We start from the raw sequence: 14967 nt of genomic DNA, 5'->3' as shown, positions 1-14967 counted from the left end.
CGGCCCCACCGCCCCGGCGCCTTGCAGGCATGACCGCCGCGCCGCGGCGTTCCCTGTTGTGAAAGGCCTTAGCTGCATTGATTACCGTCCAGGATCTCGAACTGCGCGCCGGCGCCCGCCTCCTTATGGACCAGGTGAGCTTCCGGATCGACAAGGGAGACAAGATCGGCCTCGTGGGCCGAAACGGTGCAGGTAAGACCACGCTCACCCGTGTGCTCGCCGGCGAGGGCCTGCCCGCGGCCGGCAAGGTGACCCGCAGCGGCGAGATCGGCTACCTGCCGCAGGACCCCCGCACCCCGGACATGGAGCAGCTGGCCCGCGACCGGATCCTCTCCGCCCGTGGCCTGGACATCGCCGTCGGCAAGCTCCGCGCCGCGCACGAGGAAATGGCCAGCGAGGACCCTGCCGTCCAGCGCAAGGCCATGAACCGCTACGACCGGCTGGAGTCCGAGTTCCTCGCCGCCGGCGGGTACGCCGCCGAGGCCGAGGCCGCCGCGATCTGCTCCAACCTCGCCCTGCCGGACCGGCTGCTGAACCAGCCGCTGAAGACCCTTTCCGGCGGTCAGCGCCGCCGCGTGGAGCTGGCCCGCATCCTGTACTCGGACGCCGAGACCATGCTCCTCGACGAACCGACCAACCACCTCGACGCCGACTCGATCGCCTGGCTCCGGGATTTCCTCAAGAACCACCAGGGCGGCCTGATCGTCATCAGCCACGACACCGAGCTGCTTGAGGCCACGGTGAATAAGGTGTTCCTGCTCGACGCCAACCGCGCGCAGATCGACATCTACAACATGGACTGGAAGCGCTACCTGACCCAGCGCGAGACCGACGAGCGCGCCCGCAAGCGCGAACGCGCCAACGCCGAAAAGAAGGCCCAGGTCCTGATGGACCAGGCCAACAAGATGCGCGCCAAGGCTACCAAGGCCGTCGCCGCGCAGAACATGGCCAAGCGCGCCGAGCGCCTGCTCGGCGGCCTCGAGGCGGTCCGCGAGAACGACCGGGTGGCCGCGCTGCGCTTCCCGGACCCCTCGCCGTGCGGCAAGACCCCGCTCACCGCCGACGGGCTCAGCAAGTCCTACGGCTCGCTGGAGATCTTCACCGACGTCGACCTCGCGATCGACCGCGGTTCCAAGGTGGTCATCCTGGGCCTCAACGGTGCCGGCAAGACCACCCTGCTGCGGATGCTCGCCGGCGTGGACAAGCCGGACACCGGCAAGGTGGTCGCAGGCCACGGCCTCAAGGTGGGCTACTACGCGCAGGAGCACGAGACCCTGGACGTGGACCGCACCGTGCTGCAAAACATGCGCTCCGCGGCGCCGGACATGAACGACTCCGAGGTCCGCGGCATCCTGGGCTCGTTCCTGTTCTCCGGGGACGACGTCGACAAGCCCGCCGGCGTGCTTTCCGGCGGTGAGAAGACCCGCCTGGCGCTGGCCACCATCGTGGCCTCCAGCGCCAACGTGCTTCTCCTCGACGAGCCCACCAACAACCTGGACCCCGCCAGCCGCGGCGAAATCCTGGGCGCCCTGCGCAACTACACCGGCGCCGTCGTCCTGGTCAGCCACGACGAGGGCGCCGTCGAGGCGCTCAACCCGGAGCGGGTCGTCATGCTGCCCGACGGCGTCGAGGACCTCTGGAACGAGGACTACCTGGACCTGATCACGCTGGCGTAGGCTGCCGGCCCCGGTCGCCTTCGCGGCCCGGCTCGCCCGATTTGCCACGAAGGGCCGCTAACCGTCAGGTTTAGCGGCCCTTCGTGGCAAACGGGTGGCACTCGCCGTGGCTGCGGCGTCGGAAGCCATGCCGTCCTTGCTCAGAAGCCCTGGGCGTCGAGGATGGCGTCTTCCTCTTCCTCGGCCGTGGCGTTCTTTCGCTTCCGGGGAGCCGGACGACGGCGGGGCGCATTCGCGGCGGAGTGGTACGCCGCCTCGCCCCGGGCCTCTGCCTCCTCGGCGTCTTCGGCGTCGATGGCGGCGTTGCGCGCCTGCTGCCGGGCCGCATAGCCGAAGGCGAAGAACATCAGCACGCCGAACGCGAACCACTGCAGCGAGTAGGACAGGTGGGTGCCCTCGTCCGTGGACGGCTTCGGGAAGCCCAGCGGCATGGTCGCGGCAGCGGGACTCTCGCTGGCCACCTGTCCATACGCGCCGGTCAGCACCGGGTAGCCCAGCTGTCCGGCGTACGTGGGAAGGTCAATGGAGGCCAGCTGCCCCTCCGGGGCGCCGCGCTGCAGGGTCGGCTCCGAGGGCTTGAGCCGGGCGACGACGGTGACGTTGCCTTCGGGCGGCGCCGGCACCGAGTCCGGGCTGCCGGGCGTCTTGTTGCCGATCGGCAGCCAGCCGCGGTCGATCACCACGGTGTCGCCGGAATCGAGCTTCAGCGGGACCACCACCTCGTAGCCGGGCTGGCCGTTGAGCGGCCGATTGCGCACCACCCGCTGGCCGGCGGTGTCATAGACGCCGTGGAGCTCCACCTGGGTCCATTCGCGTTCCGCATCCAGCCGGACGAACTCGTTGCGTACCTCGGTGAACGGCAGCGGGGTGGCCGAGTAGTTCGAGACGACGCGGTTGATCTCGGCCAGCGTCTCGGCCCGGCGGTCCATCTGCCAGCGGCCCAGGAAGACGCACGCCGTGGCGAAGATGGCGGCCAGCAGCAAATAGCCCAGCCACTTGCTGGAAAAGAGAAAGCGGTACATTCAGGCGGCCCCGCCCGGGGTCGCGGGGGACTCGTCAGTCACGAGGGGGAGGGTTTCCTTCCAGAGGCCGCGGGTCCGGAGGTAGTCCTCCAGCCACTCGCGGTGGTCCCCGCACGCCAGCCAGGTTTTGCGCCGGTCGGGGGTGTGAATCTTCGGATTGTTCCAGAGCAGCCGCCACTCTGCTCCGGCACGGCACGCCTTGCGCGAGCAGATGGCGGTTTCCGGCGCGGCGGTCCCGCCGGCCAGGTCGAGGAGGTTCATGAAGCGGCCCGTCTGTGGTCTTCGTCGTCATCGTCGTCGTCGATGATCTCGCCCTGAAGCAGGGTGACCGGCCCGTCGTCGTCGGGCATGTCGCCGAAGGACTCCGCCGGCGGCGGTCCCTCCAGCTGGCCCAGCGGCACGTAGTCGATCAGTGACTCGCTGTGTACCTCCGTCTTGTCGTTGCCGTTGGCGACCACCACCGCAAACCAGGGCAGGAACACGGCCCCGATCACCGGGAGGATTTTGAACCAGCCGTCAACCACAAAGATCAGAACCAGGCAGACCATGCGGATGCCCATGGCCAGGGCATACTTGACCATCCGCGAACGCATCTCTTCCGAGTGGGCGGTGGCGGCGTCGGTGATGCTGTGGACCTCGGTGTCCTCGAAGTCCTCGCCGGGCGTGGTGCCGCCGGGCCGGTTCTTGTTTGTCACAGCTGTCAGATCACGCTCCATAGGCTCACCGTCAATTCTCGCACCATCGGCGGAAGCGCCCAAACGGCTCCGGCACCGGAACACTGGCTAAGATCGAAGGCAGGAAACCCAGCCCCGAGCGGCGCCACTGAGCCGCAGAATCCCGGAGACCACCATGACCGAAGCAAGCTCCACGGGACGCAGCGTCCTCATCACCGGCGGCAACCGCGGCATCGGACTGGCCATCGCCGAGTCCTTCCTCGCCAACGGCGACAAGGTAGCCGTGACCTACCGCAGCGAATCCGCCCTGCCCGAGGGCATCCTGGGCGTCAAGGCGGACGTGACGGATGAGGCCTCCGTCGACGCCGCCTTCGCCGAGGTCGAGGCGGCCCACGGTCCGGTGGAGGTGCTGGTGGCCAACGCCGGCATCACCAAGGACACCCTGCTGATGCGGATGAGCGAGGACGACTTCACCTCCGTCATCGACACCAACCTCACCGGAGCCTTCCGCGTCATCAAGCGCGCCTCCAAGGGCATGATCCGGGCCCGCAAGGGCCGTGTGGTGCTGATCTCCTCCGTCTCGGGCCTCTACGGCGCGCCGGGCCAGATCAACTACTCCGCTTCCAAGGCCGGCCTCGTGGGCATCGCCCGCTCGCTGACCCGCGAACTCGGCGCCCGGGGCATCACCGCCAACGTGGTGGCCCCCGGCTTCATCAACACGGACATGACCGCCGAACTGCCGGAGGCCACCCAGAAGGACTACCTGACCAAGGTTCCCGCCGGCCGCTTCGCCGAGGCGTCCGAGGTGGCCAACGTCGTCCGCTGGATCGCCAGCGACGAGGCCGCCTACATCTCCGGCGCCGTGATCCCGGTCGACGGCGGCCTCGGAATGGGCCACTAGCCTTCTTCGCCGGGCGCGTCCCGGGAGTTTAACGGCGGCGCCGGACCCTGCGGGGACCGGCGCCGCCGTCGGCCTTTTGGCCCTAGCCGCCCAGCCCGCGCCGTCATGTACTGGACGCACAGCCCCCACCACACCGAGGCGGGGCGTGCACCCAGGAGGAAAGATCGTGACCGAACTCAGCAAATGGGCTCCCTCGGACATGCTGGAACCCGTCCGCCGGTTCCTCGACGGTGACTTGTCCATGACGCCGTCCATGAAGGTCGAGCAGTTCCAGGACGGCAACACCCTGGTGGTCCGCGCGGAGGTCCCGGGCATCGACCCGGACAAGGACGTGGACGTCTCTGTCAGCGACGGCATGCTGCACATCCGGGCCGAACGCGAGGAAAAGTCCGAGCACAAGAGCAAGAACGGCTACCGCTCCGAATTCCGCTACGGCTCGTTCTCGCGCAGCGTCGCCCTGCCGGCCGGCGCGAAGGAAGAGGACATTACCGCCACCTACAAGGACGGGGTCCTCGAAGTCCGCGCCCCGGCCCCGGCAACGGCCGCCGCGGAAGCCAGCAAGAAGATCCGGGTGGACCGGGGTTAGGTTTCCAGCGGATTGGTCCAACCGGCTGCCCGTCTCCCGGGGCGGGCCGCCGTGCCTTGCCGGCTGCCCGTCCCCGGCACGCCGCGGACGGACCGCCGGAACTAGGCTGCTCCGGCTTCTTTGTGGGTCCCGTACAACCGCTTTGCCCGGCGTCGCTGGCATGATGGACAGCAGACCCCACGCAATTTGGATGGATGGAACAAAGGAGCTCGAATGGGACTGCTGGAGAACAAGACCGCGATCGTGACCGGTTCGTCGCGCGGCATCGGCGCCGACGTGGCGAAATTCCTGGCCGCCGAGGGCGCCGCCGTGATCGTGAACTACCGCCAGAAGGCACCTCGGGCCAACAAGGTCGTCGCGGAGATCGAGGCCGCCGGCGGCCGGGCCGCCGCGGTCGGAGCGGACCTGACCACCCAGGAAGGCGTCCAGGCCCTGGCCAGCGCCGCCATGGAAAACTTCGGCTCCCTGGACCTGCTGGTCCTCAACGCCTCCGGCGGCATGGAAAGCGGCATGGAGGAGGGCTACGCGCTCAAGCTCAACCGCGACGCCCAGGTCAACATGCTCAACGCCGCCGTGCCGCTGATGCCGGAGGGTTCCCGCGTCGTGTTTGTCACCAGCCACCAGGCCCACTTCATCGACACGGTTCCCACCATGCCCGAGTACGAGCCGGTGGCCCGCAGCAAGCGCGCCGGCGAGGACGCGCTGCGCGAGCTGGTCCCGAGCCTGGCCGACAAGGGCATCTCCCTGGTGGTCGTCTCGGGCGACATGATCGAGGGTACGGTCACCGCCACCCTGCTGGACCGCTCCAACCCCGGCGCCATCGAGGCCCGCCGCGCCGAGGCCGGCAAGCTGTACTCCGTCAACGAATTCGCTGCCGAGGTCGCCAAGATGGCCACAGCCGACGTCGAGAGCGGCCACACCGAGTACGTCGGCGGCGCCGACTACTTCGAGAAGAGTGGCAGCAACTAGCCGATTCTCCCACCGCGGAATTTCCCGCGGACACGGCAAAGGCCGGGGCAGGCGCCCCGGCCTTTGCCGTGTCCGGTGTGTCCGGAATCAGAGCCCGGTCAGACCCCGGCGATGTGCCGGACCGTGTCGAGGTAGGGCAGGTCGACGGCGGCATCCGCCGCGGCGCGGACGGCGGGCTTGGCGTTGAACGCCACCCCGATGCCGGCGGCGCCGAGCATGTCCAGGTCGTTGGCGCCGTCGCCGACGGCGATCGTGTGCTCCAGCGGGATGCCCTCGGCCGCCGCCCACTCGCGGAGGTATTTTTCCTTCGCCGCCCGGTCGATGACGTCCCCGAGGACGCGGCCGGTGAGGGCGCCGTCGACGATTTCGAGCTCGTTGGCGATCCAGTAGTCCAGCCCCAGGCCGGCCGCCAGCGGGCCGAGGATCTGGTTGAAGCCGCCGGACACCACCGCCACGGCATGACCGGCCGCCTTGAAGGCCGCCACCAGTTCTGCGGCCCCCTCGCTGAGGCTGACCTCGGCGCGGACATCGTCCACGACGGCGGCCGGCAGGCCGGCAAGCACCGCTACCCGGGCGTGGAGGCTCTGGGCGAAGTCCAGCTCGCCGCGCATCGCGGCCTCCGTCACGGCGGTGACCTCCTCCCGCTTGCCCGCGTAGGCCGCCAGCAGTTCAATCACTTCCTGCTTGATCAGGGTGGAATCGACGTCCATCAGCAGGAGCTTCCGCGGCGCGCTCCGCAGCCCGTCCGGCACCAGGGCGGTGCCGAAGCCGGCGCCGACGGCCGGGGAGACGGCCTTCCGCAGTCCGGCCAGTGCGGCGTCGGTCAGCGGTTCCGAGGTCGTGCACTCCGCGGTGTGGACCGTGTAGCGGCCGTCGCCGGCGGTGTCCTCGTCGGTGATGGCCAGCCCGGCGGCGGCCAGTGCGCCGCGGACCTGCCGGAGGTCGTCGTCGGACAGGGCGGGGCCGTAACTGACCGCGGTCACGTGGGAAATCATGGCCCCAATCCTATCGAGCGGGCCGGTGCCGGCCCGCATCCATGACGCCGCGAAGGGGTCGCGGTGACCCCCGTCACCGCCAGGACGCAGCGCCGCCGCAGTACTGGTCAGGCCATGGGGTCGCGCCCGGACGGTGGCGCCGGGGGAGGTGCGCCGCTCCGGTTATCAATCGTCAGCTTTTTTGTCCTAGTGTCTACTCCTATGAGTGAAGTTCTTGAATTGGCCGCCGTCAGCGTTGTCCGCGGGGCGAAGACGCTCCTGGACAAGGTGGATTGGCAGGTCAAGGAGGGCGAACGCTGGGTGGTCCTCGGCCCCAACGGCGCCGGCAAGACCACGCTCCTGCAGGTCGCCGCGGCCCGCCTGCACCCCACCTCCGGCAAGGCCGGCATCCTCGACGAGGTCATGGGCGCCGTCGACGTCTTCGAACTCCGGCCCCGGATCGGCCTGTCCTCCGCGGCGCTGGCCAACCAGATCCCCGAACATGAAAAGGTCCTCAACGTCGTCGTGACGGCCGCCTACGGGGTCACCGGCCGCTGGCGCGAGGGCTACGAGAAGGACGACGAGCGCCGCGCCTTCGCCCTGCTCAACGAATGGGGGATGGGCCCACTGCTCAACCGCCCCTTCGCCTCCCTCTCCGAGGGCGAACGCAAGCGCGTCCAGATCGCGCGCGCCCTGATGACCGATCCCGAACTGCTGCTGCTCGACGAACCGGCCGCCGGCCTGGACCTCGGCGGGCGCGAGGACCTGGTCCAGCGGCTGAGTGAACTCGCCGCGGACGAGGACGCCCCCGCCATCGTCCTGGTGACCCACCACCTCGAAGAGGTGCCGCCGGGCTTCACGCACGCCCTGCTGATCCGCGACGGCGGCATCGTCGCCGCCGGGCCGCTGCGCGAGACGCTCACCGCGGAGAACCTCGGCGAGACCTTCGGCGTCGAGCTGGACGTCACCGAAACCGGGGGCCGCTACACCGCCACCGCCCGCCGCTAAGCGGGGTCCCTGAACGCGCGTGGACCTTCTCGGCAGCATCTTTGTCTTCTTCGCCGGCCTCTGGGCCGGGACCATCAACTCCGTGGTGGGCTCCGGCACGCTGGTGACCTTCCCGGTGCTGATCGCCCTCGGCTTCGCGCCGGTCACGGCCTCGATCAGCAACGCCACCGGACTGGTGGCCGGCAACGCCGCGGGCGCCTGGGGCTACCGCAAGGAACTCGCCGGCCGCCGCAGCCAGCTCATCCGTCTGCTGCCCGCCTCCCTGCTGGGCGGCATCACCGGCGCCTACCTGCTGCTGCACCTTCCCGAGGTGGTCTTCCAGTACGCCGCCCCGGGACTGATCGTCCTGGCCCTGCTCATGGTGGCCTTCCAGCCGCGGCTGCAGCGCTGGGTGCAAAACCGGGAATCGGATCCGGAGACCGCCGCCAGGGACAAGAGGCACAGCGCCCTGCTCGTAGTGCTGGTCTACCTGGCAGGGGTTTACGGCGGCTACTTCGTGGCCGCGCAGGGCATCCTCCTGGTCGGGATCCTCGGCGTCTTCATGGCCGGAACCATCCAGAACGCCAACGCCATGAAGAACATCCTGGTCCTCGGCGTGAACATCGTCGCGGCGGCGTCCTACCTGCTCTTCGCGTTCGACCGGATCAGCTGGCCCGCCGTGGCGCTGATCGCCGTCAGCTCCCTGATCGGCGGGTTCATCGGCTCCAAGGTGGGCCGCCGGCTCCCGCCCGCCGTGCTGCGCGGCGTCATCTTTACCCTGGGCCTGGTAGCCCTCGGGTTCATGATCGCGAAGCTGGTGAACTGAGATGCCCCTGCACCACCTCGAGTCCGCGGACGATCCCCGCGTCGCCGACTACACCCAATTGACCGACGTCCACCTCCGCAAGATCCGCGAACCCGCCGAGGGCCTCTACATCGCCGAGTCCTCCCGTGTGCTCCGCCGGGCCCTCGCCGCCGGCCACCGGCCCCGGTCCTTCTTCCTCGCCGAAAAGTGGCTGGCGGACCTGGCGGACGTGTTCGAGCAGTACCCGGACGTCCCGGTCTACGTCGGCCCGGCCGCCCTGCTGGAGGAGATCACCGGATTCCACCTGCACCGCGGGGCCATGGCCGCCATGCACCGGCCGGCCCCGGTGCCGCTGCCGGAGCTGCTCGCCGGCGCCCGCCGCATCGCCGTGCTCGAAGACATCGTGGACCACACCAACGTCGGCGCCATCTTCCGCTCCGCCGCGGCCCTGGGCCTGGACGCGGTGCTGGTGACGCCGCGCTGCGGGGACCCGCTGTACCGCCGCAGCGTCCGGGTCAGCATGGGCACGGTCTTCCAGGTGCCCTGGGCGCGGCTGGAGGACTGGCCCGCGGACCTTGCCGTCCTCCGGGACCACGGCTTCACCGTGGCCGCCATGGAGCTCACTGACGACGCCGTCGACGTCGACGAGCTCGCCGCACGCAACCCGGAGAAGCTGGCGCTGGTCCTCGGCACCGAGGGCGCCGGCATGAGCCCGGAGACCCTCGCCGCCGTCGACCTCGCGGTCAAGATCCCAATGCGTCCCGGCGTGGACTCGCTGAACGTCGCCGCGGCCTCCGCGGTCGCGTTCTGGGAACTCCGCGCCCGCTGAGGCGGCGCCCTGGCCTGCGCACGTACCTGGCGCCGGCACCTGCGGCCCCGCGTTCGCGGGAGGCCCGTGACTGCGGTATCATTTACAGCTGGCCGTGCCGTGTGATCGGCACGCCAACTCCAACTCATACCTGGCAGCTGGCAAAATCCAGTTGCGCGAACAAAGGTCCAATTATGCAGGCAGATATCCACCCGAAGTACGAAGCTGTTGTTTTCAACGACCTGGCTTCCGGCGTCAAGTTCCTGACCAAGTCCACCGTTTCTTCCTCGAAGACCATCGAGTGGGAAGACGGCAACACCTACCCGGTCATCGACGTCGAAATCTCCTCCGAGTCCCACCCGTTCTACACGGGTAAGCAGCGCATCATGGACTCCGCAGGCCGCGTCGAGCGCTTCAACGCTCGCTTCAAGGGCTTCGGCGGCAAGAAGTAATTCTGCTCCAAGGTCTTGGGAGGCCCGCACCGGCAACGGTGCGGGCCTTTCGCGTTAACCGCCGCCCTGTCCCGCCGCCGCGCTCGTGGCAGGATTGAGGGTATGACTTCCTCCTCTTCCACCCCCGCAACGGCAGACGGAAACGGCGACGGCGGCCGCCGCCACGGCGAATACAAGGTCCCCGGCGGCAAGCTGGTGGTCGCCGACCTCGAGGTGGACAACGGCGTGCTCAGACACGTGTCCATCAGCGGCGATTTTTTCCTCGAGCCCGACGAGGCGCTGCCGGAGATCAACCGGGCCCTCACCGGGCTCCCCGCCGAGACTCCGGCGGCCGACCTCGCCGCCGCCGTCACCGCGGCGCTGCCGGAGGGCACCGTGCTGTTCGGCCTGTCCGCCGAGGCCGTCGCGATCGCCGTGCGCAGGGCCTTGGCCAAGGCCACCGGCTGGGGCGACCACCACTGGAACGTCATCGCCCCCACGGTGCTGCCCACGCAAGTGAACGTTGCCCTGGACGAGGTCCTCACCGAGGAGGTCGGTGCCGGGCGCCGCAATCCCACCCTGCGGTTCTGGGACTGGGAGGAGCCCTCCGTGGTGATCGGCAGCTTCCAGTCGGTCCGCAACGAGGTCCAGCCCGAGGGCGTCAGCCGGCACGGCATCAGCGTGGTCCGGCGGATCAGCGGCGGCGGCGCCATGTTCATGGAAGCCGGCAACTGCATCACCTACTCGCTCTACCTGCCGCAGACTCTGGTGGACGGGCTGAGCTTCGCCGACTCCTACGGCTTCCTGGACGCCTGGGTCCTCGCCGCCCTGGAAAAGGTGGGCATCAACGCCTTCTACGTCCCGCTCAACGACATCGCCACGGACCAGGGCAAGATCGGCGGCGCCGCGCAGAAACGGCTCGCCAACGGCGGCATGCTGCACCACGTGACCATGAGCTACGACATCGACGCCGACAAGATGGTCGAGGTGCTCCGGATCGGCAAGGAGAAGCTCTCGGACAAGGGCACCACCAGCGCCAAGAAGCGCGTGGACCCGCTGCGCCGCCAGACCGGCCTGAGCCGGGCCGACATCGTGGCGGCGATGATCGAGGTGTTCACCGACCGGTACGGCGCGACGCCGGCCGAGCTTACCGACGTCGAACTCGACGCCGCGCGGGCGCGGGTGGAGGCCAAGTTCGCCACCGAGGAGTGGCTGCACCGGGTCCCGTAGCCCGCACCCGCCACGTCCGTAAACGGCAGCCAGCCGGCTGCCGTTGCCCGCTGGAGGTAAGTTAGCGGGCGGGTGCGTTAGCCGGCGGCCTGCGCGGTGAGCGCCCGCAGCAGGTGGCTGCGCTGCTCGATGACGATCCGTCGGAGGGCCCGCGGCGCGTCCGCGTGTTCGGTGAGCCAGCGGTCCGTCCTGACCACCACCGGGTGCTCTGCCGGGGCGTGGCCGCTGAGATCCTGCCCCGCCGGGTACAGCCCGCGGACGATCCTGCTGGCGATTTCGATGCTGCGGCTGCCCCAGACCCGCTCCAGCGCCTCAAAGTAGGGGTCCACGAAGCCGGCCAGCAATTCCGCGCGCGCCGTGGTGAAGCCGGCGATCGTGGCGCTGAGCTGCTGGTTGGACAGGTCCGTGCCGTTGACAGCGGCCTCCCACGCCTTGGCCTTGACCTGCGGGTCGGGCCGTGCGGCCAGGGCCGTGGCGTGTCCCGAACGGCCGGAGGCGGTGTTGTCGCGGGAGAGTTCGGCGTCGAGCTCGTGCGGGTCGGCCTGGCCGTTGGCGGCGAGGGCGTGCCAGAGGTTCCAGCGGAGTTCGGCGTCGACCGCCAGCCCCTCAATCACGGTACTGCCGTCCAGCAGGCCGCGCAGCAGGGGCAGGCGGCTGCCGTCGTGGCGGCTGGCCGCGGCAACGGTGCGGGCCCAGGCCAGCTGCTGGTCCGAGCCGGGGCCGGCCTGCTCGAGCTGGGCGACGGCGGCGTCCAGGAAGGTGCGGCGCACGGCGTCCCGTTCCGCGGCGGGGACGTAGCGTTCGACGGCGGTGGCGGCGTTGCCCAGAATCGCGAGCAGCACGCCGATGCCGGTTTCCGCGGGACCGAACCGCTGCACCGCTGCCACGTAGTCCGCGGCGGGCGTGACGGCGTCCCGGGCCGAGTCCCAGAGCGCGGTCCAGCAGAGCGCGCGGGCCATCGGGTCGGTGATGCGGTCCAGGGATTCCCGGACCGTGGCCTCGGACACCGGATCCAGCCGGACCTTGGCGTAGCTGAGGTCCTCGTCGTTGACCAGCAGCAGCTCCGGCCGGGGCTTTCCGGTGAGGTCCGGAATGGCGGTGTGTCCGCCGTCAACGTCGGTTTCCACGCTGGCGGTGCGGACCAGGGCGCCGTCCGCATCCCGGTTGTAGAGGCCGATCCGCAGCCGGTGCGGGCGGGGTTCGGGGGAGCCGGTCACCGGGTCGGTGGCGTCCTGTCGCACGCCCACGGCGGTCAGCACCCCGTCCTCGTCGGTGATCTCGGGTGTGAGAGTGGAGATCCCGGAGGTCTGCAGCCACTGCCGGGCCCAGGGGCCCAGGTCCCGGCCGGAGGCGGCGCTGAGGGCGGCCAGCAGGTCGGCCAGGGTGGTGTTACCGAACGCGTGGTCGCGGAAGTAGCGGCGTGAGCCGGCGATGAAGTCCTCAAACCCCACATAGGCCACCAGCTGCTTGAGGACCGAGGCGCCCTTGGCATAGGTGATGCCGTCGAAGTTTTGCTTGGCGGCCTCCAGGTCCGGGATGTCCGCCACGATCGGGTGGGTGGTGGGCAGCTGGTCCTGGACATAGGCCCACGCCTTGCGGTTGTTGGCGAAGTTCACCCAGGCGGTGTCCCAGTCCGTGGTCCGGTCCACGCCCAGGGTGCCCATGTAGTCGGCGAAGGATTCCTTGAGCCAGAGGTCATTCCACCACTGCATCGTGACCAGGTCGCCGAACCACATGTGCGCCATCTCGTGCAAGAGGGTGTTGGCCCGGCCCTGGTACTGCGAATCCGTGGCCCGGGAGGTGAAGACGTAGCTCTCGGTGAAGGTCACCAGGCCCGGGTTTTCCATCGCCCCGAGGTTGTATTCGGGGACGAACGCCTGGTCGTATTTGCCCCACGGGTAGGGGTAGTCGAAGAGCCGATTGAAGAAGTCCAGGCCGTTGCCCGTCAACCGGAACAGCTCATCGGTGTCGAAGGAGGAGGCCATCGACGCCCGGCAGTACACGGCCAGTGGCACCTCCAGTGCGGTCCCGTCGGAGAGGGTGCCCTGCCAGCTGCTGTCCGCGCGGAAGTAGGGGCCGGCGAGGACGCTGGTGATGTACGTGGACACCGGCTTGGTCGGGGCGAAGTCCCAGCGGCTGGTGGCCGGGTCGCTGGTGAGCTGGGTACGGGCGGCCTCGACGCCGTTGGAGGCGACCTGCCAGCCCGACGGCGCCATCACATGGAAGGTGAACTCTGCCTTGAGGTCCGGCTGTTCGAAGTTGGCGAAGACCCGGCGGGCGTCAGCCGGCTCGTACTGGGTGTACAGGTAGCACTGGCCGTCGGCGGGGTCGAAGAACCGATGCATGCCTTCCCCGGAGGTGCTGTACAGCGCGGTGCCGGTGACGGTGACCTGGTTCTCGGCCTGCAGGTTGTCCAGCCGGATCCGGGATCCGTCGACGACGTCGGCCACGGGCAGGCCCTTGCCGTTGAGGAACACGCTGTGCACCTCGGAGCTGATGAAGTCCAGGAAGGTGCTGGACCCTGGTTCGGCGGCGGCGAAGGTGATGACGCTGCGGCTGGGGTAGCCGGCCACCGTGGGGTCCGCGGCCTGCCGGACATCGAGGGACACATCGTAGCTGTGCGTGGTGATCAGGGCCGAGCGGGCGGCCGCTTCTTCACTGGTCAAATTCTGGTTGGACACGCTGCTATCTAATCACGCAGGCGCCCCGCGCAGCTCAGTGCCCGGGCAGCATCAGGACCGCCGCGCCCAGGCCGAGGGCGGCGATCAGCAGCCACGCCGCGAGGGCCGCGAGCAGCGCCCGGGTGCCGGTCCGCAGCAGTTCGCGGACCCGGACGGCGGACCCCAGCCCGAACAGGGCCATGCCCAGCAGGATGTCCTGCAGCAGGGCGGCCGCCTCCAGCACGCCCGCGGGCAGCACCCCGGTGGAGCGGAGCGCGGCCATCGCGACGAACCCCAGCACGAACAAGGGCACCACCGGAGGCATGGTCCCGCCGGAATCATCGCGGAGCCGGTGGTGCAGCCCGGCGACGGCTACCATCGGGGCCAGCAGCAGCACCCGGGTCAGCTTCACGATCACCGCCACCGCCAGGGCCGCGGCGCCGGCGGTCTGCGCGGTGGCCACCACCTGGCCGACGTCGTGCACGGATGCCCCCACCCAGGCGCCGAAGAGCTGCGGGCCTAGTCCCAGCGGGCCGGTGAGCAGCGGCAGGACGCCGATCGCGAGGGTGCCGCAGAGCGTCACCAGGGCCACCGGCAACACCGTGTCCTGCTGCCGGATGCGGCGGACCGCGGCCATGGCCCCGATCGCGGAGGCGCCGCAGATCGCGAAGCCAGTGGCGATGAGCAGCGACACGCTCGGGGGCAGCCGGAAGATCCGGCCGATGCCATAGGTGCCGGCGAACGAGACCAGGACGACGCCGGTGATCAGCAGCAGCGCGGGCCAGCCGAGGCCCAGGACGTCCACCACGCTGACCTTGAGGCCCAGCACCACGATGCCGCTGCGCATCAGGTGCTTCCCGGCGAACCCCAGTCCCGCCCGGCCCGGCCCGGACGTCCAGGCGGAAATGCCCGGGAGATTCGCGGCGAGCAGGCCGAGCACGACGGCAACCGTCATGGCGGGCAGCGCGGGCACCAGCGCGTGGACGGCCAGGGCGGCAGCGACGGCGGCGGCGCAGGCCAGCAGCCCGGGAAGTAGCGGCGGCAGGCCGCGCAGGGAAGCGGTGAAAGGGTGAAGGTCTCGTGGCACGGGTCCACTGTGCCGCATCGGGCCCGGAATCCCCATTTCGGCGGGAAAACCCTGCCTGCCATGCCACCGGATCGGTCGCCGTCACCCGCCCCGGAGCCGGCGTGAGCTGTACCACGGCACCGCGTGGGCTGCAACACGCCAAAAGGGGTGCGCCGAT

At 69.7% G+C, this 14967-nt stretch carries 15 protein-coding genes; 9 read left to right on the top strand and 6 right to left on the bottom strand.

The features are described from left to right. The first annotated feature begins 77 nt into the window (after positions 1 to 77). Positions 78 to 1676, top strand: a complete 1599-nt coding sequence (locus AB0305_RS02990) for an ABC-F family ATP-binding cassette domain-containing protein (protein ID WP_290258902.1) — start codon at positions 78 to 80, stop codon at positions 1674 to 1676. Positions 1677 to 1816: 140 nt separating this feature from the next. Here the strand turns inward: AB0305_RS02990 and AB0305_RS02985 are convergent, their stop codons facing one another. Genes AB0305_RS02985 through AB0305_RS02975 form a run of 3 tightly spaced genes read right to left on the bottom strand, consistent with a single transcriptional unit; the run spans position 1817 to position 3414 of the window. Next, positions 1817 to 2698 carry an SURF1 family protein gene (locus AB0305_RS02985; protein WP_364137394.1) on the bottom strand — a complete coding sequence of 294 codons (882 nt, stop codon included), beginning with the start codon at positions 2696 to 2698 and terminating at the stop codon, positions 1817 to 1819. After that, complete coding sequence (locus AB0305_RS02980) at positions 2699 to 2959, bottom strand: hypothetical protein (RefSeq protein WP_290258900.1); 261 nt, start codon at positions 2957 to 2959, stop codon at positions 2699 to 2701. Continuing rightward, positions 2956 to 3414, bottom strand: coding sequence for a DUF3099 domain-containing protein (locus AB0305_RS02975; protein WP_364137392.1), 459 nt, complete (start codon positions 3412 to 3414; stop codon positions 2956 to 2958). The genes AB0305_RS02980 and AB0305_RS02975 overlap by 4 nt, the downstream gene beginning before the upstream one ends. 133 nt (positions 3415 to 3547) lie before the next feature. On the opposite strand from AB0305_RS02975, the gene AB0305_RS02970 reads away from it, so the two are divergent. The 3 genes from AB0305_RS02970 to AB0305_RS02960 all read left to right on the top strand — a co-directional run bounded on the left by AB0305_RS02970 (position 3548) and on the right by AB0305_RS02960 (position 5828). Then, positions 3548 to 4273, top strand: coding sequence for a beta-ketoacyl-ACP reductase (locus tag AB0305_RS02970; RefSeq protein ID WP_290258898.1), 726 nt, complete (start codon positions 3548 to 3550; stop codon positions 4271 to 4273). Between the two features lie 166 nt (positions 4274 to 4439). Beyond that, complete coding sequence (locus AB0305_RS02965; RefSeq protein WP_290258897.1) at positions 4440 to 4859, top strand: Hsp20/alpha crystallin family protein; 420 nt, start codon at positions 4440 to 4442, stop codon at positions 4857 to 4859. 213 nt (positions 4860 to 5072) lie between these two features. After that, positions 5073 to 5828, top strand: a complete 756-nt coding sequence (locus AB0305_RS02960; RefSeq protein ID WP_290258896.1) for an SDR family oxidoreductase — start codon at positions 5073 to 5075, stop codon at positions 5826 to 5828. Between the two features lie 98 nt (positions 5829 to 5926). Here AB0305_RS02960 and serB read toward each other — a convergent pair whose 3' ends face one another. Further along, positions 5927 to 6823 (bottom strand): phosphoserine phosphatase SerB, encoded by an 897-nt coding sequence (gene serB / locus AB0305_RS02955; RefSeq protein WP_364137389.1) that lies wholly within the window; start codon positions 6821 to 6823, stop codon positions 5927 to 5929. A 201-nt stretch (positions 6824 to 7024) separates the two neighbouring features. Here serB and AB0305_RS02950 point away from each other — a divergent pair, with 201 nt between their 5' ends. The 5 genes from AB0305_RS02950 to AB0305_RS02930 all read left to right on the top strand — a co-directional run bounded on the left by AB0305_RS02950 (position 7025) and on the right by AB0305_RS02930 (position 11063). Further along, positions 7025 to 7810, top strand: coding sequence for an ABC transporter ATP-binding protein (locus AB0305_RS02950; RefSeq protein ID WP_364137387.1), 786 nt, complete (start codon positions 7025 to 7027; stop codon positions 7808 to 7810). 19 nt (positions 7811 to 7829) lie between these two features. Then, positions 7830 to 8615 carry a sulfite exporter TauE/SafE family protein gene (locus tag AB0305_RS02945; RefSeq protein ID WP_364137385.1) on the top strand — a complete coding sequence of 262 codons (786 nt, stop codon included), beginning with the start codon at positions 7830 to 7832 and terminating at the stop codon, positions 8613 to 8615. Between the two features lies 1 nt (position 8616). After that, entirely contained in the window at positions 8617 to 9423 is an 807-nt protein-coding gene (locus AB0305_RS02940; protein WP_364137383.1) for an RNA methyltransferase, read from the top strand. 173 nt (positions 9424 to 9596) lie between these two features. Then, positions 9597 to 9854 carry a type B 50S ribosomal protein L31 gene (locus tag AB0305_RS02935; RefSeq protein WP_290258891.1) on the top strand — a complete coding sequence of 86 codons (258 nt, stop codon included), beginning with the start codon at positions 9597 to 9599 and terminating at the stop codon, positions 9852 to 9854. A 102-nt stretch (positions 9855 to 9956) separates the two neighbouring features. Continuing rightward, a complete protein-coding gene (locus AB0305_RS02930) occupies positions 9957 to 11063 on the top strand; it encodes a lipoate--protein ligase family protein (protein ID WP_364137380.1) in 1107 nt (368 codons plus the stop codon). Between the two features lie 77 nt (positions 11064 to 11140). Here AB0305_RS02930 and pepN read toward each other — a convergent pair whose 3' ends face one another. Together pepN and AB0305_RS02920 are read right to left on the bottom strand one after the other, a co-directional pair. Next, complete coding sequence (gene pepN / locus AB0305_RS02925) at positions 11141 to 13744, bottom strand: aminopeptidase N (protein WP_364137378.1); 2604 nt, start codon at positions 13742 to 13744, stop codon at positions 11141 to 11143. Positions 13745 to 13778: 34 nt separating this feature from the next. Further along, a complete protein-coding gene (locus AB0305_RS02920; RefSeq protein ID WP_364137376.1) occupies positions 13779 to 14810 on the bottom strand; it encodes a putative sulfate exporter family transporter in 1032 nt (343 codons plus the stop codon). Between the last annotated feature and the right edge of the window lie 157 nt (positions 14811 to 14967).

Source organism: Arthrobacter sp. NPDC080086 (genome assembly GCF_040702285.1).
This window is presented reverse-complemented; position numbering and strand designations above follow the sequence as displayed.

Excerpts from the sequence above, each read along its gene's own strand:
- AB0305_RS02940 (WP_364137383.1), top strand. The coding sequence starts at position 8,617 with ATGCCCCTGCACCACCTCGAGTCCGCGGACGATCCCCGCGTCGCCGAC.
- AB0305_RS02985 (WP_364137394.1), bottom strand. The coding sequence starts at position 2,698 with ATGTACCGCTTTCTCTTTTCCAGCAAGTGGCTGGGCTATTTGCTGCTG.
- AB0305_RS02980 (WP_290258900.1), bottom strand. The coding sequence starts at position 2,959 with ATGAACCTCCTCGACCTGGCCGGCGGGACCGCCGCGCCGGAAACCGCC.
- AB0305_RS02930 (WP_364137380.1), top strand. The coding sequence starts at position 9,957 with ATGACTTCCTCCTCTTCCACCCCCGCAACGGCAGACGGAAACGGCGAC.
- AB0305_RS02970 (WP_290258898.1), top strand. The coding sequence starts at position 3,548 with ATGACCGAAGCAAGCTCCACGGGACGCAGCGTCCTCATCACCGGCGGC.
- AB0305_RS02935 (WP_290258891.1), top strand. The coding sequence starts at position 9,597 with ATGCAGGCAGATATCCACCCGAAGTACGAAGCTGTTGTTTTCAACGAC.
- AB0305_RS02960 (WP_290258896.1), top strand. The coding sequence starts at position 5,073 with ATGGGACTGCTGGAGAACAAGACCGCGATCGTGACCGGTTCGTCGCGC.
- serB (WP_364137389.1), bottom strand. The coding sequence starts at position 6,823 with ATGATTTCCCACGTGACCGCGGTCAGTTACGGCCCCGCCCTGTCCGAC.
- AB0305_RS02975 (WP_364137392.1), bottom strand. The coding sequence starts at position 3,414 with ATGGAGCGTGATCTGACAGCTGTGACAAACAAGAACCGGCCCGGCGGC.
- AB0305_RS02950 (WP_364137387.1), top strand. The coding sequence starts at position 7,025 with ATGAGTGAAGTTCTTGAATTGGCCGCCGTCAGCGTTGTCCGCGGGGCG.